Here is a 25,439-nt window from a genome sequence, read left to right on the forward strand (position 1 = left end):
CCCCGTCCGCCCCGCCGGTGCCGCACCGAGGAGTCGCCCGATGAGCGAGCCGACGACTGAGTTGACGAGTGAGCCGATGAGCGGTCCGGCCGGCCGCCCCGCGCCCGGGACCGCCCTCGACGTGATCCTCTACCACTACCGGCCCGTCAAGGCGCGCGCCCTGCGCGAGGCCGTCCTGCCGCTCGCGCGCAGGGCGACGGAGCAGGGGCTGCTCGCCCACGTCGAACGGCACTGGCGGTTCGGGCCGCACCTGCGGCTGCGACTGGAGGGGCCGGCCGAGCGGGTGGCCGCCGCGGCGGAGGAGTCCGCCCGGGCGCTGCGGACGTGGGCGGCCGCGCACCCGTCCGTCGCCGACCGCACGCGGGAACAGCTGCTCGCCGAGGCCGCCGTCGCCGGGCGGGCCGAGCTGATCGCCCCGCCGTACGGCCCGCTGGTGCCGGACAACACCGTCCGGGTGGCGCCCGTCGACCCGGCCGCGACGACCGACCTGCACGCGCTGCTCGGGGCCGAACCCGCTGCGCTGCGCGACGAGTTGATGCGCGCCGGGCTGCCCGCGATCACCTCGGCCTGCGCGTTCCTCGGGGAGCACGGCGACACCGCGCAGGCCCGGGTGCGGCTGGTGCTCACGGCGCTGGCGGCGCACGCGAGCACCCATCCGGACGGGCTGATCGGCGGGCACTACTCCTTCCTCTCCCACCTGGAGGACTTCCTCGTCCACGAGGACCCGGACGGCCGGGTCCGAGCGGCCTTCGATCAGCGCTGGGAGCGCAGTGGCCCCGCCGCCACGGAGCTGGTCCGCCGCGTGGCGGCCGGGGACACCCGGGGCTGGGAGCAGGACTGGGCGCGCTGGTCGGCCACGGCCTGGGACCGGGCCGAGCGGCTGCTGGCGGCCGGGGCCGACCTCTCCGGCCGCGGCGAGGAGTACCGGGCCCGCGCGACCGCCCTCGGCGACCCGGCCACCGCCGAACGCTGGGACTTCGAACTGCGCACCCGCTACAGCGAGTTCCACCGGATGCTGACCCGCAGCGACCCCGACGGCACGCTGTTCGACCGCACCCACTACCTGATCTACCGGACCGGCACCAACGCCCTGTACCGGCTCTTCGCGATCTGCGACGTCCGGCCGGTGGAGCGCTACCTGGCCGCCCACCTCCTCGTACGCAGCGTCCCCGAACTCACCGAACACCGGTGGCGGGACTACATCGCCCAGGTGATCGCCATGGTCGAGGGGCCGGCATGACGGCCCTTCCACCTCGCAGTCGCCGCCCGCGCCCCGCCGGCGCGCCACCGCGGCGACCACCGCCTCCGCACTCAGCTGTGGTTGACGATGATGAAGATGCCCCAGCCGATCGCGGCGAGGACCACCGCGAAGCACACCACGGCAACGGTCCAGCCGAGCGCCCCGGCGGCGCGGCGGGAGACCCCGGCCCCGTCGATCCCGACCGGTGGGTAGAGGGCGCGCACACCGATGGCGAACAGTGCGGGCAGACCGGCGCCGGCGAGGAATCCGACCACGACGATCTTCCAGAGCGCGTCCAGATCGACCCAGGAGTTCACGGGGCCACCTCGTCGGTGGCGGGAACGGGCTCCGGGTCCGGGATGACCGACCCGGTCCACGCGGCGTTGACGTTCTCCGGGGTGACCGCCGGGTGGCGGGACGCGACGAAGAAGGCGATCGAGGCCAGCACCAGGACGGCGAAGATGGTCACGACGCCCCCGGTGCCGCCGATCCCGTCGGCGACCCAGTAGGCCAGCGCCCCGACCAGTGCCGCCGCCGGGAGGGTGAGCACCCAGGCCACCACCATGCGGCGGGCGATGTTCCACCGTACGACCGCGCCCTTCTTGCCGACCCCCGATCCGAGGATCGACCCGGTGGCGACGTGGGTGGTGGAGAGCGAGTAGCCGAAGTCCGTGGAGGAGAGGATGACCGCGGCCGAGGCCGACTCACTGGCCATCCCCTGCGGCGGTTCGATCTCCACCAGTCCCTTGCCCAGCGCCCTGATGACCCGCCAGCCGCCGATGTAGGTGCCCAGCGCGATGGCCGTGGCGCAGGAGCCGATCACCCAGTCCGGCGCCTTCGCCCCGGCGCTCAGGGTGCCGCTGGCGATCAGGGCCAGCGTGATGACGCCCATGGTCTTCTGGGCGTCGTTGGTGCCGTGGGCGAGCGAGACCATGCAGGCCGACCCGACCTGACCGCTCCGGAAGCCCTGGGTGCGCGGGCCCTCGGAGACCTCGCGGGTGACGCGGTAGACGAGGTAGGTGCCGAGCGCGGCGACCGAGCCCGCGATGAACGGCGACAGGGCGGCCGGCACGATCACCTTGGCGACGAGGCCCTGCCACTTGACGGCGGAGGCCCCGGCCGCCGCCATGGTCGCCCCGACCACGCCGCCGATCAGCGCGTGCGAGGAACTCGACGGGATCCCGACGTACCAGGTCGTCAGGTTCCACAGGATGCTGCCCGTCAGGCCCGCCATGACCACGGTCAGCGTCACGTCCTGGCTCTGCACCAGACCGCTGGCGATCGTCGCGGCGACCGCGGTCGACAGGAAGGCGCCCACCAGGTTCAGCACCGCCGAGACGCCGACCGCGACACGCGGCGGGAGGGCGCCGGTGACGATCGAGGTCGCCATGGCGTTGCCGGTGTCGTGAAACCCGTTGGTGAAGTCGAAACCGAGCGCGGTGACCACCACCAGCGCCAGAACCACGTCATTGCCGGTCACGCGTCCGAACCTAACCCGCCGACCGCCGCCGCCCCGGTCCCCCGCCACCCGTACGGGGCCGGGCGGTGGAGGACACCATCCGATCGGACCAGCACGGCCGTGGAGCCCGAGCGGAGCGCACAGGACAGAACCACTACTCGGTCAATAATTGGGTGTCGCCGACCACTTTGGGACTGATAGCGTCCCGGACGTGGCAAAGCTGAACCAGATCATCGCCGTTGAAAAGGGCGTCAAGTCCAAGTCCTTCCAGGAGCTGACGCAGGCCCACCAGGACCTTCAGAAGCCCGCGCTGCTGGCCGGGATCTCCCGCACCTACCAGCCCAAGGACGAGGAGGGCGAGCAGCTGCCGCCGGAGTCGACCCGTGTGCAGCTGAAGGCCGAGGACATCCTGCGGTCCACCGCGCAGACCCTCACCCGGCTCTTCGACGTGACGGCCACCAAGGACTGGGCCAACATCGGTGCCAGCGCCGATGTGGTGGTCGACGGCCAGGTGCTCCTCGCCCGGGTGCCGGTGCCGTACCTGCTCTTCCTGGAGAAGCAGCTCACCGACCTGTTCACCTTCGTGAAGAAGCTCCCGGTGCTGGACGCCTCCGAGTCCTGGAACCTCGACCCGTCCGCCGACGCCTGGAAGACCGAGCCGGTGCGCACCATCCGGACCAAGAAGGTGCCGCGCAACCACGTCAAGGCCGAGGCCACCGAGAAGCACCCGGCCCAGGTCGAGGTCTACTACGAGGACATCGCGGTCGGCTACTGGACCACGGTCAAGTTCTCCGGCGCGCTGCCGGCCCGCCGGGTGAACGAGCTCGCCGAGCGGGTGGAGAAGCTCCAGCAGGCGGTCAAGTTCGCCCGCGAGGAGGCCAACGCGGTCGAGGTCACCGACCAGCGGGTCGGCGACGCCGTCTTCGGCTACCTCTTCCGGTAGCCCCATGATCGCCCGCCCGGGGAGCCGGGCGGGTGCACCGAGCGCGTCGAACACCCTGTCCGGGAGACCGGGCGGGTGCGCTGCACGGTGCGAAAAGCTGACACTGACGTTGAAGCTGACCAGGGGTCCCAGTGGAGGTTCGAGTCCTCCCCCCGGCACCACCGGCCGGGGTAGCCCAAGCAGGCAGAGGCAGACCCCTTGAATCTCAGACTCTCGCTCCAGTCTCAGCATTCGCCGCCGAACACCGGATCGACCGGGTGCGGACGAATATCGACGAATGCAGGTTCAAGTCCTGTCTGTGCCGCTCCGTGGCACGGTAGTTCAAAGGTAGAACGCGTCGATTTCAACCTGATCCGCGACCCTTAAACGTGCCGGTGTGCGCAATTGGGCGGCAAACAGGGGCCCGGGAGCTGGCTACGCTCCCGGGTCCTCTCGCGTTCCCGGGGCGCCGCCCCGGCAGGACCACCACTACGGCCGGCACACCCCGGCCGGCCGCCGGCGGCGGAGGAGGGCCGCGCGGAGGGCCAGGCGGAGGCGGCCGGTGGTCGGGCGGCCGGCGAGGACGGCCTCGAAGCGGCGGTGATCGCGGACCGCACGGAGCACCGCGACATCGTGGGTACCGGGGGCCGGCGGGGCCGGCTCGGCGTGCTGGGCGGCCCGGTAGCTGTCGAAGAGGTGCTGCTGCAGTGCGTTCATGCGCCCACCGTGCACCCCGGCGGCCCCACAAGTCCCGTCGATTGACGGCCCCCGTCAAATGACGGGACGGCTCCCCCCGCCCGACCCGGCGTCGCGGCGGCCAGGCACCATGGAGGGGTGAGCGTGACCATTGACATCACCGGGCTGCCGCACGAGCGGATCACCTTCTGCCCCTCGCCCCTGGCCGAACTGAGCAACGCGCTGCACGCGCTGGCCGAGCCCGCTCACCACTCCCGGCTGCACGCGTGGACGACGACGACCTCCGCCGCGCTCAAGCCGGAACTGGCCGACCGGCTGCTCGAAGCCGACTTCATGTGGCGGTCGACGCGCTCCGACTTCCTGATGCCGGCCCGGCCCCGGGAGACCCTCACCGAGGAACTGGACGACCTCGACCGCATGGAAGACGAGAAGTTCGTCGGTGCGGCCCTGGAGATCTCGTGCAGCATCAGCCACTACCCCAAGGGCCTGCCGTCGCCCCTGGTCGACGCGTGGTCGCGGCGCCGCGCGCTCGACCTGGCGGCGGCGCGCGGCCCGCGCCAGGCGGCCTTCGTCGAGCGGATGCTCGCCGAACCCACCGCCACGCGCGCGTGGATCCGGCGCCTCCTGGAGGACTGCGACCAGGCGTTCTTCGCCGACACCTGGCGCCGGGTCCGCGTCCAGCTCGCCGCCGACGCCCAGCACAAGAGCGAGCTGCTGCGCCGCAAGGGCCTGGCGGAGGCGCTCACGGCCGCGTCACCGGCACTGAGCCTGGAGGAGGACGAGCACGGCAGCCGCATCGTCGTCGACAAGCTCGTCCACGGCCGCACCGAGGCCCGCGGCGCCTCCCTCACCCTGATACCGACCGTCTTCGGCTGGCCGCACCTCTTCACCCTGTACGGGCCGGGCTGGCAGCCCGTGATCCAGTACCCGGCGGCCGCCCACGAGGTCGGCGGCGCCGAGCCGGTGGAGACGGTCAAGCTGCGCCTGGACGCGCTGACCCACCCCATGCGGATGAGCCTGTGCCGCAACCTCGCGCGCGGCGCGTACTCGACCAGCGAGCTGGCCGACGCCTACGGCATCACCGCCCCGGAGGTCTCCCGCCACCTCACCGTGCTGAAGAAGGCCGGGCTGGTCATCACCCGGCGCAGGGGCCGCTACGTCCTCCACCAGCTCGACATCTCGGTCGTGGCCCGGATCGGCAGCGACTTCCTGGAGTCCGTGCTGCGGTGAGGACGGCCGGGCGGCAGGCGGGGGACGCCGCGGCGGGCGGATCGGCCCGGCACGCCCGTACCGCCACCACCCGCCCGCCCGCGCGTCAGGACCAGGGCTCCCCAGGGCGGGGTCCACCGCCGAGGACGAGCAGCGCCTCTCCCGCGGGCAGGTCGCCCGGCCGCCGTGCCGACCTGCCGTAGGCACTCGCCGCGTTGCCGAGCGCCAGGAGGGCCTCCGCACTCGGCAGCGCGGCCCGGTCGGGACGGAGGCGGTCGGCCGCCAGCCGGGAGAGCCGGGCGATCGTCTCGCACGCGCGGACCGACACGTTGCGAAGGAACTCCGCGACGCGCCGGTCGTCGAGGAGACGGCCCGCGGACTCGCCGGCCCGTTCGGCGAGCGTGTCCCAGACGCGGGAGACGGCGTCACGAACGGTGTGAAGCTGTTGCCACTCGGGGACGGCGCGAAGGGCGAGGGCGTGCCGGTCGACGGCGCGGAGTGCGGCGTTCACCGCCGTCGCTCCGCTCCTCGTACCCACGTGCCCCGTCCCGTCGGCGGCCGGCGCTTCCGATGCGTCGGGGAGTGCGGCGACGTGCTGCCAGTGGACCTGGAGCGCCTCCACATCGGCCTCAAGAACCGCTCGCAGATCCCCGGCGGTACTCCGCCCCTCGGGCACGGCTTCCTTCCAGGCCTCCGCCACCTCGTACAGCTGCGCTCTGAGGTCCGGCAGGTCGGCGCCTTCCGCGGCCTGCTGCTCCTCCGTCCGCGCCAGGGGCAACTCCGTTCCCCACAGGGGGAATTCATCCCCAGCCGGCGTTTCGTCGACGGCTTCGGCCGAGCCCTGGCCCGCACGGGCGACCGACTCGCCGAGCCCCGCCCCAGGACCGACGGCAACGGTGTTCTCCGGTGAATTCACTGAGCGCATTCTCCAACTTCCGGACGACGAAGGGTCATGGCTGCCTCTCTGCCCTCGCGCAGGAAGGAGTGTTCGACACGAGCAGCACTCCCGAGGCGCTGAACTCACCTGGTGTAACAGCTCTGTTGAGGGTTGTCGACCGATGCGACCGACGTGTCTCCGACTCCCGGTCCAAACCGCCCGCGGGGGTGTGATTCCGGCTTTTCCAGCCAGGCGGTTGCCGCCGTGACGCTTTCCCGACCATATGCCCGGGTGGATCCCGTGACCGTGGGCGATGACCGGTACGCCTACGAGCGGATCGAGATGGCCCTGCACGATCGGGCCGTCCGGCGCACCATGGCCTGCGGCATCGCCGGGCTCGCGGTGGCCGCCGACACCGACCTCGTGCTGCTCGACATCAAGTCCTGGGACCGCGCCCTCTACCGGCACCTGACCGGACAGCGGCTCGACCCCACGCTCGACTTCCCCCTCGCCGACACCCCGGTGCCCACACCGGACCAGATCGCCCGAGCGCGGGCGGTCTTCGCCGCACAGGGCCTGCACACGGTCTGACCCGGGACGGGTTCCCCGTCAGGTCCGCGGCTGCGGTACACCCTGCACGGCCCCCCTCCAGACACAGTCGCCTCCCGGCACGGCTCCCCTCCCGGCTGGCATGGTGGCCGCGGATCGCCGATGGTGGCGGTGGAGGACGGCACAACTCTCGGAGGCGTGTGATGGGCGAGGAACCCCGCCGCTCAGCCCGGATCGTCGTGGGAGTGGACGGCTCCACGACATCCAGGTCCGCACCGGCGTGGGCGGCCCGGCAGACCGGGCTGACCGGGCTGACCGGGCTGACCGGGCTGACCGGGCTGACCGGGCTGACCGGGCTGACCGGCGGAAGCGTGGACGCCGTGATCGCCTGGCAGTACCCGGTCGGCTACGGGGCGCCCTCGGCAGCCGTGCCGGACTTCGACGTCGCGGGCAACGCGCGCCAGGCCCCGGCCGGGGCCGTCACGGAGTCCCCGCAGGTCGAGATCCGGCAGCACGTCGTCCAGGGCCACCCCGCCGCCGTGCTCCTCAAGGCCGCCGACAGCGCAGATCTGCTCGTCGTGGGTAATCGCGGGCACGGCGGATTCACCGAGGCCCTGCCGGGCTCGGTCGGCCAGCACTGCGTCCACCACGCGCCCTGCCCGGTCGTCGTCGTACGCGCCGCACGACCCCGACCGCAGGCGGAACCGTGACCGGCGAGGCGATCGACTACCGGGCGGTGTTCCGCGCCCTGCCCGGCATGGTCGCGCTGCTCACCCCGGACCTGCTGTACGCCGACGCCAACGAGGATTTCCTCGGCCTGTCCGGGCGCACCCGCGAGCAGCTCGTCGGCCGGTACCTCTTCGACATCTTCCCCGACAACCCGAACGACCCCGCCGCCACCGGGGCCCACAACCTGAAGGCGTCCCTGCGCAGGGTCCTGGCGTCCGGCGAGCGCGACACCATGGCCCTGCAGCGCTACGACGTGGAGTCGACCGCCCGACCCGGCGAGTGGGAGGAGCGGTACTGGAGTCCGGTCAACGCCCCCGTGCTCGACGGCGAGGGCCGTACGGTGCTGCTCATCCACCGCGTCGAGGAGATCACCCAGCTCATCCGCGCCCACGGCCTGCCCGAGGGCGATCGCGCCCGCGTCCTGGAAGCCGAGCTCTACACCCGTGCCCGCGAACTCCAGGAGGTCAACGAGCGTCTGCGCGAGTCCCACGCCCGCGAACGCGAGGTCGCACTCGTGCTCCAGGCGGCCATGCTGCCGGAGCCCAGACCACTCGAACGCCACCGTGCCGCGGTCCGCTACCGACCCGCCGTGGGCGCCCTCAACGTCTGCGGCGACTGGTACGACCTCGTCGAACTGCCGGACGACCGCGTCGCGGTCGCCGTCGGCGACGTGGTCGGCCACGGCCTGGTCGCCGCCGGTGTCATGGGCCAGCTCCGCAGTGCCCTCAGCGCCGCCTCCCGGGTTGCCGGCGGCCCCGCCCAGGCCCTGGAGGTGCTCGGTCTGTACGCCCGTTCCGTCGAGGGCGCCGAATCCACCACCGCCGCGACCGCCTTCATCGACTCCGGCGCCCACACCATCACCTACAGCAGCGCCGGCCATCCCCCACCCGCCCTGCTGCACGGCGACGGCACCGTCGAATTCCTCGACCGGGCCACCGACCCTCCGCTCGGCGCCCGTCCCGAGCACCGGACACGGCCCGAGGCCGTCACCCGATTCGCCGAGGGGGACACGCTCGCCCTCTACACCGACGGCCTGGTCGAACGCCGCCACGAGGACATCGACACCGGCCTGGACCGCCTCGCGCACGTCCTCACCACGCATCGCTCCGCCGACCCCGACGCCATCGCCGACACCGTCCTCACCGAACTGATCCCCCCCGATGGCGCCACCGACGACACCGCGCTCGTCGTCATCCGGCTCTGACGGCAGCACCCGGCCTGCGACGGGTCCCGGGGGCGCCGGCCGGGAGCGCGGGGACCGAGAGCGGACCCACCGTCCGAAGCCCCTTGGAGACGCCGTGAACGGCCGGATCACCGTCGGGTACGACGGATCACCCGAAAGCGTCGCAGCCACGCAGTGGGCCGCGTGCGAGGCCGAACTCCACGGTATGCGTCTGGAGCTGCTCATGGCCTGGCCGTGGACCGCCGATCACTCGCTCGGCTCCCCGGACGCCGTGGCCGAGAGCCGAAGGTGGCTCGGCCGGCAGGCGAACCGGCAGGCGGCGCCGCCCACTTCCGTCGCGCGTCGGGTCCGACCGGCCCGCTGCTACGGGACGGTGATCCGTCCACCTGTGGCGACCGGGCTCCGCAGCCGTCGTCATCGCCCCGCTCCACCCGGCCGGACTCGTACCTCGGCCGGCCATCGACGCTCGGCACTGGCGGGCCGTACGTCCAGTCTCGTTCGCCGTCCTGGCCGCGGCACTCGTGACAACCGGCGCTGTCCGCGCAGTGGGCGCGGCGACTGCTGTCAGGGGGCGCAATCGCGGCAGATCATCCCGCCCTGGTCGGCGTGGACGAGCTGGCTGCGATGGTGAACCATGGAGCAGGTCGCGCAGACGAACTCGTCCGGCTGTTCCGGCAGGACCCTGATGGTCAGCTCCTCGCCGGAGAGGTCGGCGCCGGGGAGTTCCATGGTCTCGGCCTCTTCGGTCTCGTCCAGGCCTGTCACGCCGGGCCGCCGCTCGTCACGGCGGGACTTCAGTTCTTCGAGGCTCTCCTCGTTGTCGTCCTCGGTGCGCCGCGGGGCGTCGTAATCCGTGGCCACAATGGTTGCTCCTTGCGTGGGTCGAAGAAGTCGCCTGACAGGACGGGGCGGCAGGGGCTCACTCGGACGGGGCTCCGGCGGCCCCGTCATCCCTCGTGCCGGCGGTTGTCGATGCGGTGCCCAGGTCGGGGGTGCCGGCATGAGGGCTGCCCCCGACGAGGCCGGTGACGGCGGTGTCACAGACCGGGCAGGCGTGTCGGTGCCAGCGCGGCGGCCACCAGGGGTCGCCTGGTGCGGCGGGGTGCTGTGAATCGGGTTGCATGCCGCGGGTCGACAGCCCGCAGAGGGTGGACTCCGCCGGGGTGGGCGTGCGGGCGGCGGCGTGGACCCGGACCACAGGTGCACGCGGTGTGGCGGGCAGTCCCTCGGCCGTGAGGAGCCGTAGGTTCGCCGGTCCGTCCAGCTCCAGCAGTGCGATGAGATCCATACCCCCACGGTGGACCGGCCCGGCGCTCCGTGCATCCGGTCGTCGGCACGCGAATGCGCTCGGCAGGCGTGAGCCCCGCCGACTCGACCGCACGGAAGCCTCCGAGCGCGCAGCCCGTGCCGGCCCGCAGCACCGCCAACACCCACCCGCCGGCGACGAGCGCGTACAACTGGGTGAGACGGCCCGCCGACCGGGCGAGCGCGGTACGGCCGGCGCTGCCGCTCACCGAGAACCAGCTCGCCGTCGTCCCGAACGCCACCCACCTGTTCGAGTGAACCCCGGGCCCTCGACGAGGTCGCGGACCTGGCCGCACGGTGGTTCACCGCCCACCTCACCCCGGTGTCGGCCCCGAAACCCTGAGCCCCGAAGCCCTGAGCCCCGGAGCCCTGAGCCCCGGAGCCGACCGGGCCGAGGGGCAGTGTCCGCCGGAGAGCAACACCAGCAGGAACCCGCCGACGGACCGCGCGAGGGCGGCCCCGGCCGGGGCGAAGCCGTCGACGGCCGGCCGGGCCAGAGCCGGCAGGACCAGGGCCAAGCCGCAGGCGAGCAGAGTGGCTGGCTCGCGCCCACCGCGTCCCGTGGCGGCGAGTTCTGGGGCTACCTGGCCCGGCTCCGCCCGACACACCCGCTGTCGGCCGGCTTCATCGGGGCCCGCGGCCGATGTCGCGGGCGAGTTCGAGCGCGAGGACCTGATCCAGGCGGACACAGGTCTCGAAGCGGGTGCCGTCCGGCAGATCGGACCGGTCCTCCAAGGCGTACAGGACGCGTACCGCGACCCGGGCGTCCAGATCTTCGTTCAGGCCGTCGAGGGACGCCTGGACCATGTCCGCGTCCAGGGGTCCGGACGGTGCGCGGGCGAGGTCGGCCACGAGCGCGCGCCAACGGGAAAGCCTCGCGGCGGCGTCCGTCAGCGATGCGGCGGTGAGGCGGACCGGATCGGTGACGGCGTGTTCAAGGAAGTCCAGGCGCAACGCGAGTGGATCGTGCTCAGGTCCCGGGAAAATGGCTGACAGGTCTGCGGGCACCTCCGGGCCGCCGTTCGAAGGTTCCCCGGTCACCGGTCCGGTGACGAGGAGCAGCGGGGCCACGAACACGGAGTCGAGGTGCGGGCTGCTGATGACGACCAGGTCGGCCGCCGGCCGGGCGGCGGCGTCCACTTCTCGGTGGGCGCACACCCGGGCGGGTGGGTGGATGCCGAGCTGATCGGCGGCTTTCAGCAGGGCCCCGACCTGCTCGCCGGAGCTGTCCGGGACGGCGAGCTCGATGAGCACCTGCATGCCCTGGGACTCGCAGGTGCGGGCCAGCACGTCGCCGGCCAGCAGGGCCCGCAGATCCCCGATGGCGAACCGGCGGTCCTGCGCGCCGACTGCGACGGTCACGCGCAGGAGTCGGGCGCGGCGGGAACCGATCTCGGTGTGTTCTCCCGTTCGGGCGTCGGCGATTCGCAACAGCGCTTCCCTTCGTCTCGGGCTGAGGGCGGTGTCAGGCGGATGCGCACGTCGGGCCGTCGGTATCAGGCGGGTGGAACCCGACCGCTATGCCGGTCGCGTGGCACTCGGCGCCGACCTTGTGGCGACAGTCGAACATCTCGCACGCGCCGACCCGGCCCGGTCACCGTGGCTCTCCACCGTGAGGACGGGTGCCGACCGGCGCGAGCACCTGAGCCTTTCATTCGAGCATGCGCAGTGGCGTGGTGGGCCGCCACCGGCGTTGGCCCGGCGGAAGCCGCGCTGCGACCCGCCGCCCCACCGTCGCATGACTCTGCAGGCCCGAAGGCGGCGGGTAGGTGTCCGGCGCTCCTGTGGCGGGGCGCGCCCGGGGGCGGAGCCTGGAGGGGGGCGAAGGAAGCGGTCCCGCCGCGGGACGGAGAAGGCGGGCCGCGGGGGCGTGGAGCCCGGTTCGAGAAGATGGCGGCGACGGCACCGAGGTGGGCGACCCGCTCAAGCACCCGATCCATGTACCAGCTGTTCAACGGACGTCACCCCGTGTCGATGCGGCGCCCGGTGACCGCGGCCGGACGGACGCGCACCCAGAGCGGGCGGGCGCCGCCGGCCCAGGGGGTGGCGCCGGGGAGTGCCGCGAGGTGCTGCTCCTCGTCCGAGGTGTCGACCAGATGAGCCTGGCCGAGGATCAGGACGCTCCAGCCCGCGCTCCGGTGCTCGTCGATCCGGTCCACCTCGAACGAGACGGGCGAGCCGTCGGCCGGGGCGGCGGCTCCCCTGGGAGCCGTGCGGTAGGCGATCGTCCGGTCGTCCACCACGTAGTTGACCGGGAGCACGACGGGCGCCGAGGAGCCGGGCAGGCCGACCCGGCCGACGCCGCGGGTGCCGAGCAGTTCCCAGCACTGCGGCTCGGTGAGACGCAGGAGCTGACCGCGGCGGCCGGTGTCGGTCTGCCCCGGCGGGGCGTCCGGGCGATTCCCCGACAGCAGCTCCGGCCAGGCCATCCCCAGCACGGCAGCGATCCGGACGAACCCGGGCGGATCGAACTCCGGCCCCGAGCAGAGGAGTTGTCGCAAGTAGGCAGGGGACATGGCGGCCCGGTGGGCCAGCATTCCTTCGCTCAGGCCGAGCTGATCGCGCCGCTGGAGGATCCGGCGGGCGATGTCGCCGCAGTCGGGACGGACGCTCATGATGGCGGTTCCTCCCTTTATGGCGCTCACGTCCGGAACAGCGCGACCTTGAGCGCGCCGGTGTCGGCCGCGTCGGCGAAGACGTCGTAGGCCTCCTGCATCTCCTCCAGGCCGAAGCGGTGGGTCACCAGCCCGCCGGTGTCGAGCCGACCGACGGCCAGCATGTCCAGCAGCATCGGGGTGCTGCTCGTGTCGACCAGCCCGGTGGTGATGGTGACGTTGCGGATCCAGAGGTCCTCCAGGTGCAACACCGCCGGTCTGCCGGGCACGCCCACATTGGCCACCCGGCCGCCGGGGCGCACCAGGCGAGTGCACAGTTCGAAGGTCTCGGGCACGCCGACCGCCTCGATGGCGACGTCCACACCGAGGCCGTCGCGGCTCAGCTGCCGGACGGCCTCGGGGGTGGCCCCGGCAGAGGTGAGCACGGTGTCGGCGCCGAACCGCTTCGCGGCGTCGAGGCGGCTCTGCGCGAGGTCGGTCACGATGATGCGGGCGGGGCTGTAGAGACGGGCGGTGAGGACGGCGGCGAGCCCGATCGGTCCGGCACCGATGATCGCGACGGTGTCGCCCGGGCCGATCCGGCCGTTGCGGACGCCGACCTCGTAGGAGGTGGGCAGGATGTCGGCGAGCAGCAGCGCGTCCTCGTCCCGGACGCCTTCGGGCAGCCGGTACAGGGAGGTGTCCGCGAAGGGGGTGCGGACGTATTCGGCCTGGCAGCCGTCGATCAGGTGGCCGAGGATCCAGCCGCCACCGCCGGTGCACTGTCCGTAGGCCGCTGCACGGCAGTAGGAGCAGCGGCCGCAGGCGGAGACGCAGGAGACCAGCACCCGGTCGCCGACCGTGATCGTGCGCACGCCCGGCCCGGTCTCGGTGACGGTACCGAGGGCCTCGTGGCCCAGGACACGGCCCTCCTCGACCTCGGGGACGTCGCCCTTGAGGATGTGCAGGTCGGTGCCACAGATGGTCACCGCGTCCACCCGGACGACGGCGTCCTCCGGGTCCCGGACAGCCGGGTCGGGGACGTCGCCCCAGGTGCGGCGGCCGGGTCCGTGGTAGGTGAGCGCCTTCATGCCGCGATCACTCCTCTCGGAGGGCGGAGCCGGGGCGGTTCCGCTCGCCCTTCCAGCGTTCCCCCCGGCCGCGCCCGTCGCCAGGGGGCCGCCGGGGTGCTCCCGATGGGCCGATGGACCCCCTCGCACCCGCCGGGGCGCCGCGAGCACGCCTACGCTGGTCATGGGCATCGGGGGGCGAGCCACGGAGGATTTCCTTGGGCAACGCGTCGGAGGGCCCCGCCGCCGTACCGAAGCTGCGGCTGGACGAGCTCCTGGAGGAGCTCCAGGCCCGCTCGGACGCCGCCCGCGGCACCCGGGACCGGGTGCACAGCCTGCTGGAGGCGGTGCTGGCGGTCGGACGCGACCTGGAGCTCACCCAGGCTCTCCAGCACATCGTGGAGGCCGCCGTCACCCTTGGTGGACGCCGAGTACGGGGCGCTCGGCGTGATCGGCGAGGATGCCGATGCCTCCGGCGTTGGAGACCACGGCGACCGCGCCGCACGGGGCGGGCAGCGCCTGGGCGCACAGCAGCGCGGCGGCCTGCCGGGGCGCGTTGCGGCTGACGCCGAAGAACCGCATCCGACGGCTCTCCTCGGCCATCCCGGCGGCGTGCAGGTCGAGCACCGCGCGGTGGTCGTCCGGCCCGAGCGGCCGGAGCTCCACGGTGGTGCCGTCGGCCAGCAGGGCCTCGGCGGTGGCGAGCGGCGGACGGACGGTCGACATGGCTCACCTCCGGTCTCCGTCTCCCAGACTCGGCGCCCGGCCCTGCTCCGGGGAAGGGCCGACCGGCCCCGGCCGGACCGCCGAGCGGCGCGGTGCCGTCGTCCGCAGACTGGAGACAGACCGGTCGCACGGAGGTCACGTCGTGGCAGCAGACCCGCCCGCGGGGAATCCCGACATGCCGGACCCGTGGACCCTCCGCTACCAGGGCTTCGACCCGGCCGAGGAGGGCCTGCGGGAGGCGCTGTGCGCGGTCGGCAACGGCTACCTGGTCAGCCGCGGCGCCGCGCCGGAATCGGTCGCCGACGGGGTGCACTACCCGGGGACGTACCTGGCCGGCTGCTACGACCGTGCGGAGTCCACGGTCGGCGAGCACGTGGTGGCCAATGAGGACCTGATCAACTGCCCGAACTGGCTGCCGCTGACCTTCCGCCCGGCCGACGGCAGGTGGTTCACCGGCCCGCCCACCGAGCAGACCCTGGAACTGGACCTGCGCCGGGGACTGCTGACCCGCACCGCCCTGGTGGTCGATGAGCGGGGCCGGCGCACCACGCTCGTGCAACGCCGCCTCGCCAGCCAGGCCCGGCCGCACCTGCTCGTCCTGGAGAGCACCTTCACCCCGCAGAACTGGTCCGGCCCGTGGGAGGTCCGCTCCGGGCTGGACGGCCGCATCACCAACACCGGTGTCGCCCGCTACCGGGGCCTGGCCGGGCGCCACCTCGTCCCGGCCGGCCAGGGGGTGGACGAGGACGGTCTGCTCCGACTCGAAGCCGATGCGATCGACTCGCCCCTGCGAATCGCCCTCTGCGCCCGCATCCGCGCCGACCGGGAGCACACCGCGACGACCGAGTACCGCGAGGGCCGGGTGGCCCACCTCCTCGCTCTGGAGGGCTCGGCGGGCCGGCCCGTCACCGTGACGAAGACCGTCGCCGTGCACACCTCCCACGACCGGGCGATCGAGACCCCGCTGCTCGCCTCCCGCCTGCTCACCGCCGAGGCCGGCGACTTCGACCAACTGCTCGTCGAACACACCGTGCGCTGGGCGGAGTTGTGGCGCCGCTGCCGGATCGAGGCCGACTTCGACGGGGCCGGCCCACTGCACCTGAACCTGTTCCACCTGCTCCAGACCTACTCCGAGCACTCCGTCGACCTGGACGTCGGCGTCCCCGCCCGCGGACTGCACGGGGAGGCGTACCGGGGGCACGTCTTCTGGGACGAGCTGTTCGTGCTGCGGCTGCTCAACCTCCGCTTCCCGGAGCTCGCCCGGGCCGTGCTCCGCTACCGCCACCGCCGCCTCGACGCCGCCCGCCGGCAGGCCCGGGAGCTCGGGCTGCGCGGCGCGGTCTACCCGTGGCAGAGCGCCCGGGACGGCCGCGAGGAGTCCCAGCAGCTGCACCTCAACCCGCTGTCCGGACGCTGGCTGCCCGACCACAGCCACCTCCAGCGGCATGTCGGCTCGGCCGTCGCCTACAACATCTGGCAGTACTACCAGTCCACCGGGGACCGGGACTTCCTCGCCACCGCCGGTGCCGAGATGCTACTGGAGATCGCCCGGTTCTGGTCCTCCGTCGCCGTGCACGACCCGGCCCGCGGCCACTGGTCCGTCCGCGGGGTGCTCGGCCCCGACGAGTACCACGACGGCTACCCCTGGAAGACCCGGCCGGGCCTGGACGACAACGCGTACACCAACGTGCTGGCCTCCTGGGTGCTGGCCCGTGCCCAGGACGCCCTGGACGTCCTGCCCGGGTACCGCCGCGACGAGCTGCGCGAGCGCCTCGCACTCGACGATCCGGAGCTGGAGCGCTGGCAGGAGGTCGGACGCCACCTCCACGTCCCGTTCCACGACGGCGTCCTGAGCCAGTTCGACGGCTACGAGCGCCTCGCCGAACTCGACTGGCCGGAGTACCGGCGCCGCTACCCGGACCTGCGCCGGCTCGACCGGATCCTGGAGGCCGAGGGCGACACCGTCAACCGCTACAAGGCCTCCAAGCAGGCCGACGCCCTGATGCTCTGGTACCTGTTCTCCGCCCGCGAGGTCCGCGACCTGCTACGACGTCTCGGCCACCCGGCGCACCACGAGCTGCTCCGCCGGACCACCGACTACTACCTGCGGCGCACCGTCCACGGCTCGACGCTCAGCTCGGTGGTGCACGCCTGGGTGCTCACCCGCTGCGACCGCCGCGCGTCCTGGCACCACTTCCGCGACGCCCTGGTGGCCGACCTGCGGGACAACCAGCACGGCACCACGGCCGAGGGCGTCCACCTGGGCGCCATGGCGGGCGCGGTGGACCTGCTGCAACGCTGCTACACCGGCCTGGAGGTCCGCGAGGACGCCCTCTGGCTGGACCCGCACCTGCCCTCCGCCCTCGGCCGCCTGGAACTGGACCTGCGCTACCGCGGCCACTGGGGCCTCACCCTCGCCGTCGACCGCCGCACCGTCACGGTGAGCCTGCGCCCGGACCGCCAGGAGCCGGTCCGCATCCGGCTGCGCGGCACCGAGACGACGGTCCTGCCCGGCGAGACCCAGTGCTTCCGGCTGTGAGCGGCCCGGGCCTCACCGGCGGCACGGACCACCTCGTCCGGGATCCCGGCGTCCAGCAGCTCCCGACGGATGCGTGCGGGTACCCGGGGCGAACGGCCGCGCGACCAGGGCCCGCCGGCCCCTGCCGGAGCCCTCGATCGGTGGTGCCATGGAAGTACGGACGGCCGGGCCATGTCCCCGGCCCCGCACCGAGCCAGGGAGGCCGGCATGAAAGCCGCCGTGGGAGACCGCATCATCGTCCAGGGCACCCGGCCGGGCGCGGCCCGCCGGGACGGCGAGATCGTCGGGCTGCACCACCCGGACGGCAGCCCGCCGTACGACGTCCGCTGGTCCGACGAGGACCGGGTCACCGAGTACCTTCCCGGGCCGGACGCCCGGATCCACCACTTCGACCACGAGCCGTCGCCCACTCGAACCGTCCCGCCACAACCGCACCTCTTCGCCGACTGACGGGCCTCCGCCGTGACCGTCTCCGCCGACCCGCGGGCCCGCGGGCCGACCGGCGCCGAGGCCGCACGACTGCTCGCCGAACACGGCCGCAACGAGGTCGTCGCCGACCGCCGGGTGCCGTTGTGGGCCCGGGTGGCAGCCCAGCTGCGCGACCCCCTGATCACCGTGCTGCTCGCGGCCGTCGCGCTGACGGTGGCGATCGGCGACCATCCGGACGCGGTGGTGATCGCCCTGGTGGTCGTGGTGAACACCACCGTGGGCGTGGTCCAGGAGGTCCGGGCGGAAAGCGCCGTGGCGGCGCTGCCAGATCCTCTGGATCAACCTGCTCACCCACGGCCTCACGGGCGTGCTCGACACCGTGCCGCTCGGCCGGTCCGACCTGGCCGCGCCCGTCCTCGCCGGAGCCGTCGGCTTCACGACCGCCCGGCTGCTCAAGCACGGGATCTGACGACCGGGCCGGGCGGCCCTCGCGGCGCAAAGCGGAGCTGCCTGGCGTGGGAACAGGGTCCGCGTCATCGACCTCACCGAAGTCACCGGGACCACCGGACCGAGGAGGACCATCATGACGTCCGCAAGCCCCGACGGCCCCGGCCGTCCCGTCGTCCTCGGCGTCGACGCTCACGACACCGGCTCGATGCCCGCCGCCTGGGCGGCCGACGAGGCCGCCCGCAGGGGCCTGCCACTGCGGCTGGTGCACGCCGTGCCGTCGCTGTACCGCGAGTTCCGGCCCTTCGACGAGGGCCGCTACCACACGGCCCTTCGCGAGCGGGCCGACCGGGCACTCGACCGGGCCGCCACCCTGGCCCGGGAGCGCCGCCCCGAACTGGACGTGACCACCGTGGTGGCCGAGGACGTCCCGGCGCCCGCACTGTGCCGGGAGTCCCGCAACGCCGCGCTCGTCGTCCTCGGCTCCCGCCGGCTGAGCCGGGTCGAGGAGGCGCTGAGTACCTACTCGGTGGCCGTCCCGGTCAGCGCCCAGGCGCACTGTCCGGTGGTCGTGGTCCGTGACCCCGAGCACACCACCCAGGACCCGCCGTACGTCGTGCTCGGCGTGGACGGCAGCCCGTCCTCGGAGCCCGCCGTCGACTTCGCCTTCGCGTACGCGGACGAGCGCCGGGCCGCGCTGCGCGTCCTGTGGGTCTGGCAGCGCCCGCCGGTGGGCAACCTGGACGAACCCGCCACCGAGCGGATGCTGCGCCGGATGATCTTCGAGTCCACCGCGGGTCACCACGAACACCACCCCGACGTGACCGTGTCCCACGAAGTCGTGCACGGCCACCCGGTCGAGGAGCTCGCCCTGGCCTCCGAACACGCCCTCGCGGTGGTCGTCGGCCGCCGCGGCAACGGCGGCTTCACCGGCATGCGCCTCGGCTCCGTACCCCACGGCCTGCTCCGCCGAGCCCACTGCCCTGTCGTGACGGTGCCATCCGCCCTGCCCTGAACCGGGAACCGACGCCCGCTCTCGTGCGGACATGCCCGCCGGGCGGTCCGATCCGGGCCGAACGGCCCAGGTCCTGACCGCCCGCGCGGCGCGAGCCTGGACGTGACGAAAGGTGGAGACCATGCACACCGTGATCGTGTACGAGAGCGTGTACGGCAGCACCCGGGAGGTCGCCGAGGCGATCGCCGAAGGTGTCCGCCGGACCGACCCCGGGGCGGCCGTCGACTGCCTCCCGGTGTCCGAGGCGAACGCGGACACCGCCCGGTCCGCGGACCTGCTGGTGGTCGGCGGACCGACGCACATGCACGGCATGTCCTCCGGGATCAGCCGCCGGATGGCCGCCGCGGCCGAGGGGCACAAGGAGGGTCGCGAGGAGGCCGCCGCCGAAGCACGGGAGACCGCCGAGGGCCCGGGCCTACGAGCCTGGTTCCACGACCTTCCGACCACCGGGTCCGGCACCTACGCCGCCGCGTTCGACACCCGGGTCGACATGCCCAGGGCCGGCGGCGCGGCCAACGGCATCGCCCACCGGCTCTCCCACCACCACGACGACGTGGTCGCCGAACCCGAGGGCTTCATCGTGGAGGACAACGACGGACCACTGCGCGCCGGCGAACTCGACCGCGCCCGCGCATGGGGCGCCGGCCTGGTCTGAGCACGGGTGGCCGGGAACGAGGGCCCGGCGCAGGGCCGGGCCCTTGGAACACCGATCCGATGGCCAGGTCGCCCCGCCCTCGCCCCGGGCACCGAGGCACGTCCACTGCGGCGGGGCGAGACTGTCGGGGGGACCGGGAACAGGAGTGAACGGGATGTCTGACGGTGGAGACGGCGGGTACCCCGCCCTCATCGGCGAGTCGGCCGCCTTGGTGCGACTGGCGCACACCGCTCTGCGCGGCGCGACGGCCGTACTGACCGACAGCGGGGCTGGGGTCCCGGTGGCCGAGAAGGCCCTCGCGGAACTGCTGACACGGATCGAGGAGGACGCCGCCGCGGCTCCCGGCGGACGGGCCGGGGTCGTCCTGGGCGTCCACGTAGGGTGCCAGGTCGAGGCCCTGGCGGACCTGGCGCAACGGCTGCTGGAGGCCGCCTGGGCGCGCCAGGAGAGGCCACCGTTCATCGAACGGCTACGGGCTCCGCTGCACGGGATCGCCGACGCGGCGCTGGACTCACTCGAACGGTCCGCCCACGCCCTGGAATCCGGCGCCCCCGAGGACGTCGCGGACGTCCTCGCGGAGCTGCACGAAGTCGGCCAACGGCAACGGCTCCTGTACGAGCTGCTGCTCCGTACCGAGCGGATGGATCCGGTGGACGCCACCGACCTTGTGCTGCTCTCGTGCTGCTACCAGCAGTGCGCCGACCGTGCGGGAGCGATCGCCCGCCACGCGGCGCTGTTCCCCCGCCCTGGGCCCTGAAACCGCGCGCGGGCCGGGGTCCGGGATCTCACGGCAGGCCCGCGACGGCGGTCGCCTCCATGAGCAGCCTGCTGGTCGGCTCGTGCCGCACCGCGCCCCGGTCGGTCACCAGCATCGGGGCGAGCACCGGGTCCTCCGTGCCGGGGCCGCCCCGCAGCAGGCGTTCCAGCAGCGCCAGCACGTTGTGGGAGTACGCACGCGAGGCGGTCCCGGGCACCTGCGCGGCGAGCTCGCCGGCACCGATCACCGTGATGCCGTCACCGACCAGCGTCGTGGTGTCCGGCAGGACGCCCTCGACATTGCCGCCCTCCGGGCCCGCCGCCAGGTCCACCAGCACCGAGCCGGGCCGGAGCCGGGCCACCGTCGCCGTGCGGAGCAGGACCGGGGGCGTCCCGTCCGGCCCGGTCAGGGCCGTCACCACGAGGTCGTACCGCACCGACGCCTCGGCCAGCCCCGCCACCCACGCCGCACGGTCCCGGTCGAGGGACTGCCACAGCTCCCGGTCGTCCACCGCCTGGTGCACACCGGACAGGCACAGCAGGTCGGCTCCCAGCGCGGCGGCAGCCGCACGCTCGCGATGCCGCGGTTCGACCGCGCCGACCGGAGCGCCCAGCCGGCAGGCGGTGTCGATCGCCTGCAGACCGGCATGCCCGGCGCCGACCACGAGTACCCGAAGCGGGTCGAAGAGCCCGTCCGTGGTGCCCCAGGGCGGCAGGCAGCGGTCCAGGCGCTCGGCGGCGAGCAGCACCGCCCGGTACCCCGCCACCCTGGCCTGCGAGGCCCCGGCGTCCAGCGGGTACCCGGCCGGCAGGTCGGGCGCCAGGTCGAGGCCGATCGCGGTCACGCCCCGGTCCGCCCACTGCCGGGCCAGGAACGGGTTCCGCTGCGGCCGCAGCAAAGCGGCCAGTACCTGCCCCGGGCGCAGTTCGCGCACCGGGTCGGTGCTCGGGGGACGGATGCCGAGCAGCACGTCCGCACGGCGCAACACCTCGTCGCGTCCGGCCAGGACGGCACCCGCAGCCTGGTAGTCGTCGTCGTGGTGACCAGCGAGGAGGCCTGCGCCCGGCTCCGCCAGGACCGTCACACCGAGGCGGCGGACGGCCGGCACCAGGTCGGGCACGAGGGCCACCCGGCGCTCGCCCGGTACGGTCTCCCGCAGCACTCCCACCGCCGTGATCGCCATCGCTACGTCCCGCTTCCTCCGGGATCGGCCCTTCATGCCCAGTATGTTCCGTTTGCCCGCCCGGTTCGCCCGGTCGGATACTCGTGCGCAGGGCCACTCACGCACGGGGCGCCACGCGGCACGGCGGAGGGAGCCGGTCATGGCAGCCAGGGGCTGGCAGTTCTGGGTGGACCGGGGCGGGACCTTCACCGACGTGGTCGCGCTCGACCCGGACGGCCGGCTGCTCACCCACAAGCTGCTCTCCCACGACCCGGCCCGCTACCGGGACCCGGCCGTGGCCGGCATCCGGGCCCTCCTGCCGCCCGGGGCGACCATCGCTTCCGTCCGGATGGGCACCACGGTCGCCACCAATGCCCTGCTGGAACGTACCGGCGAGCCGACCGCACTGGTCATCACCCGTGGCTTCGCGGACGCCCTGCGGATCGGCTACCAGAACCGGCCACAGATCTTCGCCCGCGAGATCGTGCTGCCCGAGCCGCTGTACACCCGGGTGATCGAGGTGGACGAGCGGATCACCGCCGAGGGCGAGATACTACGACCGCCCGACCTCGACCGGCTCGCCGAGGACCTGCGCGACTGCCTGAACGACGGCATCCGCTCGGTCGCCGTGGTCTGCCTGCACAGCTACCTGCACCCCGCCCACGAGCGGGAGATCGGCCGGCTCGCCGAGCGGCTCGGCTTCGACCAGGTGTCCCTGTCCAGCGAGGTGAGCCCGCTGATGAAGCTGGTGCCGCGCGGAGACACCGCCGTGGTGGATGCCTACCTCCATCCCGGGCTGCGCCGCTACGTCCGGCAGGTGGCCGACCAACTCGCCGGTGTCCGGCTGCTGTTCATGCAGTCCAACGGCGGCCTCGCCGAGGCCGGGCACTTCCGGGGCAAGGACGCCATCCTGTCCGGCCCGGCCGGCGGCATCGTCGGCATGGTGCGGATGTCCGCGCTGGCCGGCCACCAGCGGGTGATCGGCTTCGACATGGGCGGCACCTCCACGGACGTCTCACACTTCGCGGGCGCGTACGAGCGGGTGGTCACCACCCAGGTCGCCGGGGTACGGCTGCGGGCACCGATGCTGGCCATCCACACCGTCGCGGCGGGTGGCGGCTCGGTGCTGCGCTTCGACGGCGAACGCCTGCGCGTCGGTCCGGACTCGGCCGGCGCCGACCCCGGACCGGCCTGCTACCGCAGCGGCGGGCCGCTGACCATCACCGACGCCAACCTGCTGCTCGGCCGCATCCAGGCCGAGCACTTCCCGCAGGTCTTCGGCCCGAAGCGCGACCAACCGCTCGACTCCCGGCTGACGCGGCGCCGATTCATCGAACTCGCCGAACGGATCGGCGACCTGTCCGCCGAGGAGGCGGCCGAGGGCTTCCTGCGGATCGCGGTGGGAAACATCGCCAACGCGATCAAGCGCATCTCCGTCCAGCGAGGTCACGACGTCACCCGCTACGCCCTGACCACCTTCGGCGGCGCGGGCGGCCAGGTCGCCTGCCCCGTGGCCGAGGCACTGGGCATCCGCACCGTCCTCGTCCCGCCGATGGCCGGGGTGCTGTCCGCCCTCGGCATCGGTCTGGCCGACACCACCGTCCTGCGCGAGCATGCGGTCGAACGGCCCCTGGCGGAGGAGGAGATGGAAGCGGTACTGGGGCTCGCCGACGAACTGGCGCACGCCGCCACCGACGAGCTGCGCGATCAGGGCGTCCCGCAGGGACGGATCCAGCTGGCCCGCCGGGTCCGGCTGGGCTACCAGGGCACCGACACCACGATCACCGTACCGCTGGGCGAACCGGCCGCCATGCGGGCCGAGTTCGAGGAGCGGCACCGCTCCACCTACTCCTTCCTGATGGACCGCCCCCTGGTGATCGAGGCCCTCGCCGTCGAGGGCACCGGCCTCACCGAGCAGCCCGAACTCGGCACCCTCTCCCCCGCGGCCGCCCCGGCCGAGCCCGTCGCCGTCCGGCTGTACGCCGGCGGGCGGTGGCGGCGGGTCCCGCTGCTGGAACGCGAATCGCTGCGCGCGGACGACACCGTCACCGGACCCGCCGTCATCGCCGAGGCCAACGCCACCACCGTGGTGGACACCGGCTGGAAGGCCACCGTCACCACCGCCGGACACCTCCTGGTCGAGCAGGTCGGGGCCACCGCCGAGGAGGCCGTCCCGACCGCCGCCGACCCGGTGCTGCTGGAGGTCTTCAACAACCTCTTCATGGCGATCGCCCAACAGATGGGCGCCCGACTGGAATCCACCGCCCAGTCGGTCAACATCAAGGAGCGGCTCGACTTCTCCTGCGCGCTCTTCGACCCGGACGGCAACCTCGTCGCCAACGCCCCCCACATCCCCGTCCACCTCGGCTCGATGGGCACCACCGTCAAGGAGGTGCTGCGCCGTCTCGGCCCGAAGCTGCGCCCGGGCGACGCCTACGCCGTCAACGACCCGTACCACGGCGGCACCCACCTGCCCGACATCACCGTGGTCACCCCTGTCTTCGACCCGGACGGCGACGTGGTCCTGTTCTTCGTCGCCTCGCGCGGCCACCACGCCGAGATCGGCGGCACCTCTCCCGGCTCGATGCCCGCCGACAGCCGCGAGATCCACCAGGAGGGCGTACTCTTCGACACCTGGCCGCTGGTGGTGGACGGGCGGCTGCGCGAGGAGGAGACCCTCCGGCTGCTCACCGACGCGCCGTACCCGTCCCGCGACCCGGACACCAACCTCGCCGACCTGCGCGCCCAGATCGCCGCCAACCGCAAGGGCGTCGACGAGGTCAACGCGATGATCGGGCACTTCGGCCCGGACGTCGTCCAGGCCTACATGCGGCACGTCCAGGACAACGCCGAGCAGGCGGTGCGCCGCGCCGTGGACGGGCTGAGCGACGGCTCGTACCGCTACGAGACCGACTCCGGCGCCGTGATCGCCGTCTCCGTGCGCGTCGACCGCCGGGACCGCAGCGCCACCATCGACTTCACCGGCACCTCGCCCCAGCTCGACGGCAATCTCAACGCCCCCTCCGCCGTCGTCACCGCCGCCGTCCTGTACGTCTTCCGCACCCTCGTCGCCGACGACATCCCGCTCAACGACGGCTGCCTGCGCCCGCTGCGGATCGTCGTGCCGCCCGGCTCGATGCTCGCCCCGGAGTACCCGGCCGCCGTCGCCGCCGGGAACGTCGAGACCTCGCAGGCCATCGTCGGCGCGCTCTACGCCGCGCTCGGCGTGCAGGCGGAGGGATCCGGCACGATGAACAACCTGAGCTTCGGCAACGCCGAGCACCAGTACTACGAGACCATCGCCTCCGGTTCCGGTGCCGGCCCCGGCTTCGACGGCGCGGACGCCGTCCAGACCCACATGACCAACTCCCGCCTCACCGATCCGGAGGTCCTGGAGTGGCGGCTCCCGGTCCTGGTCGAGGAGTTCGCCGTCCGCCCGGACAGCGGCGGCAACGGGCGCCGGCACGGCGGCAACGGCGTCCTGCGGCGGCTGCGCTTCCGCGAACCGATGACGGTCAGCCTGCTCACCAGCCACCGCCGCGTCCCGCCGTACGGCCTCGCCGGCGGCTTCCCGGGCACGCTCGGCGCCAACCGCGTCCTGCGCGCCGACGGCACCGTCGAGGAACTGCCCGGCTGCGGCACCACCGAGGTCGCTGCCGGGGACGCCTTGGAGATCCGCACCCCCGGCGGAGGCGGCCACGGCGGCTCTGCCTGACGCGGTCCGGCCGGTCGGCCGTCGACGCCGGCGGCCGACCGGGCCCGCCTCCCCGGTCCCGGCCGATCCCCACCGGCCTGGGCCGGTCGGCCCTGCTGCCCGGTCGAGCCAAGCGGGGCCCGGCTCCGGAGCATCTCGTACAGAGACCGGGCGGACGGAAC

General features: G+C 73.5%; 23 protein-coding genes and 2 pseudogenes. 16 read left to right on the forward strand and 9 right to left on the reverse strand.

What is annotated here, in order from left to right:
* The first annotated feature begins 40 nt into the window (after positions 1-40).
* Positions 41-1,240, forward strand: a complete 1,200-nt coding sequence (locus ACZ6EM_RS02780) for a lantibiotic dehydratase C-terminal domain-containing protein (RefSeq protein ID WP_465771453.1) — start codon at positions 41-43, stop codon at positions 1,238-1,240.
* Positions 1,241-1,311: 71 nt separating this feature from the next.
* On the opposite strand, the gene ACZ6EM_RS02785 is transcribed toward ACZ6EM_RS02780, so the two are convergent.
* Positions 1,312-1,557, reverse strand: coding sequence for a hypothetical protein (locus ACZ6EM_RS02785; protein ID WP_380542447.1), 246 nt, complete (start codon positions 1,555-1,557; stop codon positions 1,312-1,314).
* Positions 1,554-2,720: an inorganic phosphate transporter gene (locus ACZ6EM_RS02790; RefSeq protein WP_452177519.1), complete on the reverse strand. Its 1,167-nt coding sequence runs from the start codon at positions 2,718-2,720 to the stop codon at positions 1,554-1,556. Before ACZ6EM_RS02790 ends, ACZ6EM_RS02785 begins: the two co-directional genes overlap by 4 nt.
* A gap of 190 nt (positions 2,721-2,910) precedes the next feature.
* Between ACZ6EM_RS02790 and ACZ6EM_RS02795 the strand changes: the two genes are divergently transcribed.
* On the forward strand, positions 2,911-3,642 hold the full coding sequence (locus ACZ6EM_RS02795) for a DUF7873 family protein (RefSeq protein WP_401050556.1): 732 nt from the start codon (positions 2,911-2,913) through the stop codon (positions 3,640-3,642).
* Between the two features lie 468 nt (positions 3,643-4,110).
* Here the strand turns inward: ACZ6EM_RS02795 and ACZ6EM_RS02800 are convergent, their stop codons facing one another.
* The gene (locus tag ACZ6EM_RS02800) at positions 4,111-4,338 is read right to left on the reverse strand and encodes a hypothetical protein (protein ID WP_465771454.1); all 228 of its coding nucleotides are present in this window, start codon (positions 4,336-4,338) and stop codon (positions 4,111-4,113) included.
* Positions 4,339-4,455: 117 nt separating this feature from the next.
* Between ACZ6EM_RS02800 and ACZ6EM_RS02805 the strand changes: the two genes are divergently transcribed.
* Positions 4,456-5,547: a DUF5937 family protein gene (locus ACZ6EM_RS02805; protein WP_452177521.1), complete on the forward strand. Its 1,092-nt coding sequence runs from the start codon at positions 4,456-4,458 to the stop codon at positions 5,545-5,547.
* A gap of 85 nt (positions 5,548-5,632) precedes the next feature.
* Here ACZ6EM_RS02805 and ACZ6EM_RS02810 read toward each other — a convergent pair whose 3' ends face one another.
* Entirely contained in the window at positions 5,633-6,304 is a 672-nt protein-coding gene (locus ACZ6EM_RS02810) for a hypothetical protein (protein WP_401055094.1), read from the reverse strand.
* 399 nt (positions 6,305-6,703) lie between these two features.
* Between ACZ6EM_RS02810 and ACZ6EM_RS02815 the strand changes: the two genes are divergently transcribed.
* The 4 genes from ACZ6EM_RS02815 (at position 6,704) to ACZ6EM_RS02830 (ending at position 9,495) form a co-directional block, all read left to right on the forward strand.
* Entirely contained in the window at positions 6,704-6,994 is a 291-nt protein-coding gene (locus tag ACZ6EM_RS02815; RefSeq protein ID WP_465771567.1) for a hypothetical protein, read from the forward strand.
* A 161-nt stretch (positions 6,995-7,155) separates the two neighbouring features.
* Positions 7,156-7,662 carry a universal stress protein gene (locus tag ACZ6EM_RS02820; RefSeq protein ID WP_465771455.1) on the forward strand — a complete coding sequence of 169 codons (507 nt, stop codon included), beginning with the start codon at positions 7,156-7,158 and terminating at the stop codon, positions 7,660-7,662.
* Entirely contained in the window at positions 7,659-8,885 is a 1,227-nt protein-coding gene (locus ACZ6EM_RS02825; RefSeq protein WP_465771456.1) for a PP2C family protein-serine/threonine phosphatase, read from the forward strand. The genes ACZ6EM_RS02820 and ACZ6EM_RS02825 overlap by 4 nt, the downstream gene beginning before the upstream one ends.
* A complete protein-coding gene (locus ACZ6EM_RS02830) occupies positions 8,842-9,495 on the forward strand; it encodes a universal stress protein (RefSeq protein WP_452177524.1) in 654 nt (217 codons plus the stop codon). The genes ACZ6EM_RS02825 and ACZ6EM_RS02830 overlap by 44 nt, the downstream gene beginning before the upstream one ends.
* Here ACZ6EM_RS02830 and ACZ6EM_RS02835 read toward each other — a convergent pair.
* A complete protein-coding gene (locus ACZ6EM_RS02835) occupies positions 9,429-9,725 on the reverse strand; it encodes a DUF4193 domain-containing protein (protein ID WP_401050125.1) in 297 nt (98 codons plus the stop codon). The two genes, ACZ6EM_RS02830 and ACZ6EM_RS02835, sit on opposite strands and share 67 nt — an antisense overlap.
* Positions 9,726-10,268: 543 nt before the next feature.
* Between ACZ6EM_RS02835 and ACZ6EM_RS02840 the strand changes: the two genes are divergently transcribed.
* Entirely contained in the window at positions 10,269-10,427 is a 159-nt protein-coding gene (locus tag ACZ6EM_RS02840; RefSeq protein ID WP_401050122.1) for a hypothetical protein, read from the forward strand.
* A 366-nt stretch (positions 10,428-10,793) separates the two neighbouring features.
* On the opposite strand, the gene ACZ6EM_RS02845 is transcribed toward ACZ6EM_RS02840, so the two are convergent.
* From ACZ6EM_RS02845 to ACZ6EM_RS02855, 3 genes are all read right to left on the reverse strand, one after another.
* Positions 10,794-11,531, reverse strand: coding sequence for a hypothetical protein (locus tag ACZ6EM_RS02845; RefSeq protein WP_465771458.1), 738 nt, complete (start codon positions 11,529-11,531; stop codon positions 10,794-10,796).
* Between the two features lie 599 nt (positions 11,532-12,130).
* Positions 12,131-12,784 (reverse strand): pyridoxamine 5'-phosphate oxidase family protein, encoded by a 654-nt coding sequence (locus ACZ6EM_RS02850; protein ID WP_465771459.1) that lies wholly within the window; start codon positions 12,782-12,784, stop codon positions 12,131-12,133.
* 26 nt (positions 12,785-12,810) lie between these two features.
* A complete protein-coding gene (locus ACZ6EM_RS02855; protein WP_465771460.1) occupies positions 12,811-13,854 on the reverse strand; it encodes a zinc-dependent alcohol dehydrogenase family protein in 1,044 nt (347 codons plus the stop codon).
* A 197-nt stretch (positions 13,855-14,051) separates the two neighbouring features.
* Here ACZ6EM_RS02855 and ACZ6EM_RS02860 point away from each other — a divergent pair.
* The 7 genes and pseudogenes from ACZ6EM_RS02860 to ACZ6EM_RS02890 all read left to right on the forward strand — a co-directional run.
* Positions 14,052-14,295: pseudogene (locus ACZ6EM_RS02860) on the forward strand (histidine kinase); the annotation flags it as partial.
* 439 nt (positions 14,296-14,734) lie between these two features.
* Positions 14,735-17,098, forward strand: coding sequence for a glycoside hydrolase family 65 protein (locus tag ACZ6EM_RS02865; protein WP_465771461.1), 2,364 nt, complete (start codon positions 14,735-14,737; stop codon positions 17,096-17,098).
* Positions 17,099-17,305: 207 nt separating this feature from the next.
* Positions 17,306-17,548, forward strand: coding sequence for a DUF1918 domain-containing protein (locus ACZ6EM_RS02870; protein ID WP_465771462.1), 243 nt, complete (start codon positions 17,306-17,308; stop codon positions 17,546-17,548).
* A 12-nt stretch (positions 17,549-17,560) separates the two neighbouring features.
* Positions 17,561-17,725, forward strand: a pseudogene (locus tag ACZ6EM_RS02875) (cation-transporting P-type ATPase); the annotation flags it as partial.
* A 385-nt stretch (positions 17,726-18,110) separates the two neighbouring features.
* Complete coding sequence (locus ACZ6EM_RS02880) at positions 18,111-18,989, forward strand: universal stress protein (RefSeq protein ID WP_465771463.1); 879 nt, start codon at positions 18,111-18,113, stop codon at positions 18,987-18,989.
* A gap of 121 nt (positions 18,990-19,110) precedes the next feature.
* Complete coding sequence (locus tag ACZ6EM_RS02885) at positions 19,111-19,644, forward strand: flavodoxin family protein (RefSeq protein ID WP_465771464.1); 534 nt, start codon at positions 19,111-19,113, stop codon at positions 19,642-19,644.
* 154 nt (positions 19,645-19,798) lie between these two features.
* Complete coding sequence (locus ACZ6EM_RS02890) at positions 19,799-20,401, forward strand: hypothetical protein (RefSeq protein ID WP_465771465.1); 603 nt, start codon at positions 19,799-19,801, stop codon at positions 20,399-20,401.
* Between the two features lie 28 nt (positions 20,402-20,429).
* On the opposite strand, the gene ACZ6EM_RS02895 is transcribed toward ACZ6EM_RS02890, so the two are convergent.
* Positions 20,430-21,584, reverse strand: coding sequence for a Rossmann-fold NAD(P)-binding domain-containing protein (locus ACZ6EM_RS02895; protein ID WP_465771466.1), 1,155 nt, complete (start codon positions 21,582-21,584; stop codon positions 20,430-20,432).
* Between the two features lie 139 nt (positions 21,585-21,723).
* Here ACZ6EM_RS02895 and ACZ6EM_RS02900 point away from each other — a divergent pair, with 139 nt between their 5' ends.
* The gene (locus tag ACZ6EM_RS02900; RefSeq protein WP_465771467.1) at positions 21,724-25,278 is read left to right on the forward strand and encodes a hydantoinase B/oxoprolinase family protein; all 3,555 of its coding nucleotides are present in this window, start codon (positions 21,724-21,726) and stop codon (positions 25,276-25,278) included.
* The last annotated feature ends 161 nt before the right edge of the window (positions 25,279-25,439 follow it).

This window comes from Kitasatospora sp. NPDC041917 (assembly GCF_055589745.1).

What these genes read in the sequence shown, in the direction of transcription:
- ACZ6EM_RS02780 (WP_465771453.1), top strand. Translation starts at nt 41, where the DNA reads ATGAGCGAGCCGACGACTGAGTTGACGAGTGAGCCGATGAGCGGTCCG.
- ACZ6EM_RS02800 (WP_465771454.1), bottom strand. Translation starts at nt 4,338, where the DNA reads ATGAACGCACTGCAGCAGCACCTCTTCGACAGCTACCGGGCCGCCCAG.
- ACZ6EM_RS02820 (WP_465771455.1), top strand. Translation starts at nt 7,156, where the DNA reads ATGGGCGAGGAACCCCGCCGCTCAGCCCGGATCGTCGTGGGAGTGGAC.
- ACZ6EM_RS02830 (WP_452177524.1), top strand. Translation starts at nt 8,842, where the DNA reads ATGGCGCCACCGACGACACCGCGCTCGTCGTCATCCGGCTCTGACGGC.
- ACZ6EM_RS02850 (WP_465771459.1), bottom strand. Translation starts at nt 12,784, where the DNA reads ATGAGCGTCCGTCCCGACTGCGGCGACATCGCCCGCCGGATCCTCCAG.
- ACZ6EM_RS02855 (WP_465771460.1), bottom strand. Translation starts at nt 13,854, where the DNA reads ATGAAGGCGCTCACCTACCACGGACCCGGCCGCCGCACCTGGGGCGAC.
- ACZ6EM_RS02865 (WP_465771461.1), top strand. Translation starts at nt 14,735, where the DNA reads ATGCCGGACCCGTGGACCCTCCGCTACCAGGGCTTCGACCCGGCCGAG.
- ACZ6EM_RS02870 (WP_465771462.1), top strand. Translation starts at nt 17,306, where the DNA reads ATGAAAGCCGCCGTGGGAGACCGCATCATCGTCCAGGGCACCCGGCCG.
- ACZ6EM_RS02880 (WP_465771463.1), top strand. Translation starts at nt 18,111, where the DNA reads ATGACGTCCGCAAGCCCCGACGGCCCCGGCCGTCCCGTCGTCCTCGGC.
- ACZ6EM_RS02885 (WP_465771464.1), top strand. Translation starts at nt 19,111, where the DNA reads ATGCACACCGTGATCGTGTACGAGAGCGTGTACGGCAGCACCCGGGAG.
- ACZ6EM_RS02890 (WP_465771465.1), top strand. Translation starts at nt 19,799, where the DNA reads ATGTCTGACGGTGGAGACGGCGGGTACCCCGCCCTCATCGGCGAGTCG.
- ACZ6EM_RS02895 (WP_465771466.1), bottom strand. Translation starts at nt 21,584, where the DNA reads ATGGCGATCACGGCGGTGGGAGTGCTGCGGGAGACCGTACCGGGCGAG.
- ACZ6EM_RS02900 (WP_465771467.1), top strand. Translation starts at nt 21,724, where the DNA reads ATGGCAGCCAGGGGCTGGCAGTTCTGGGTGGACCGGGGCGGGACCTTC.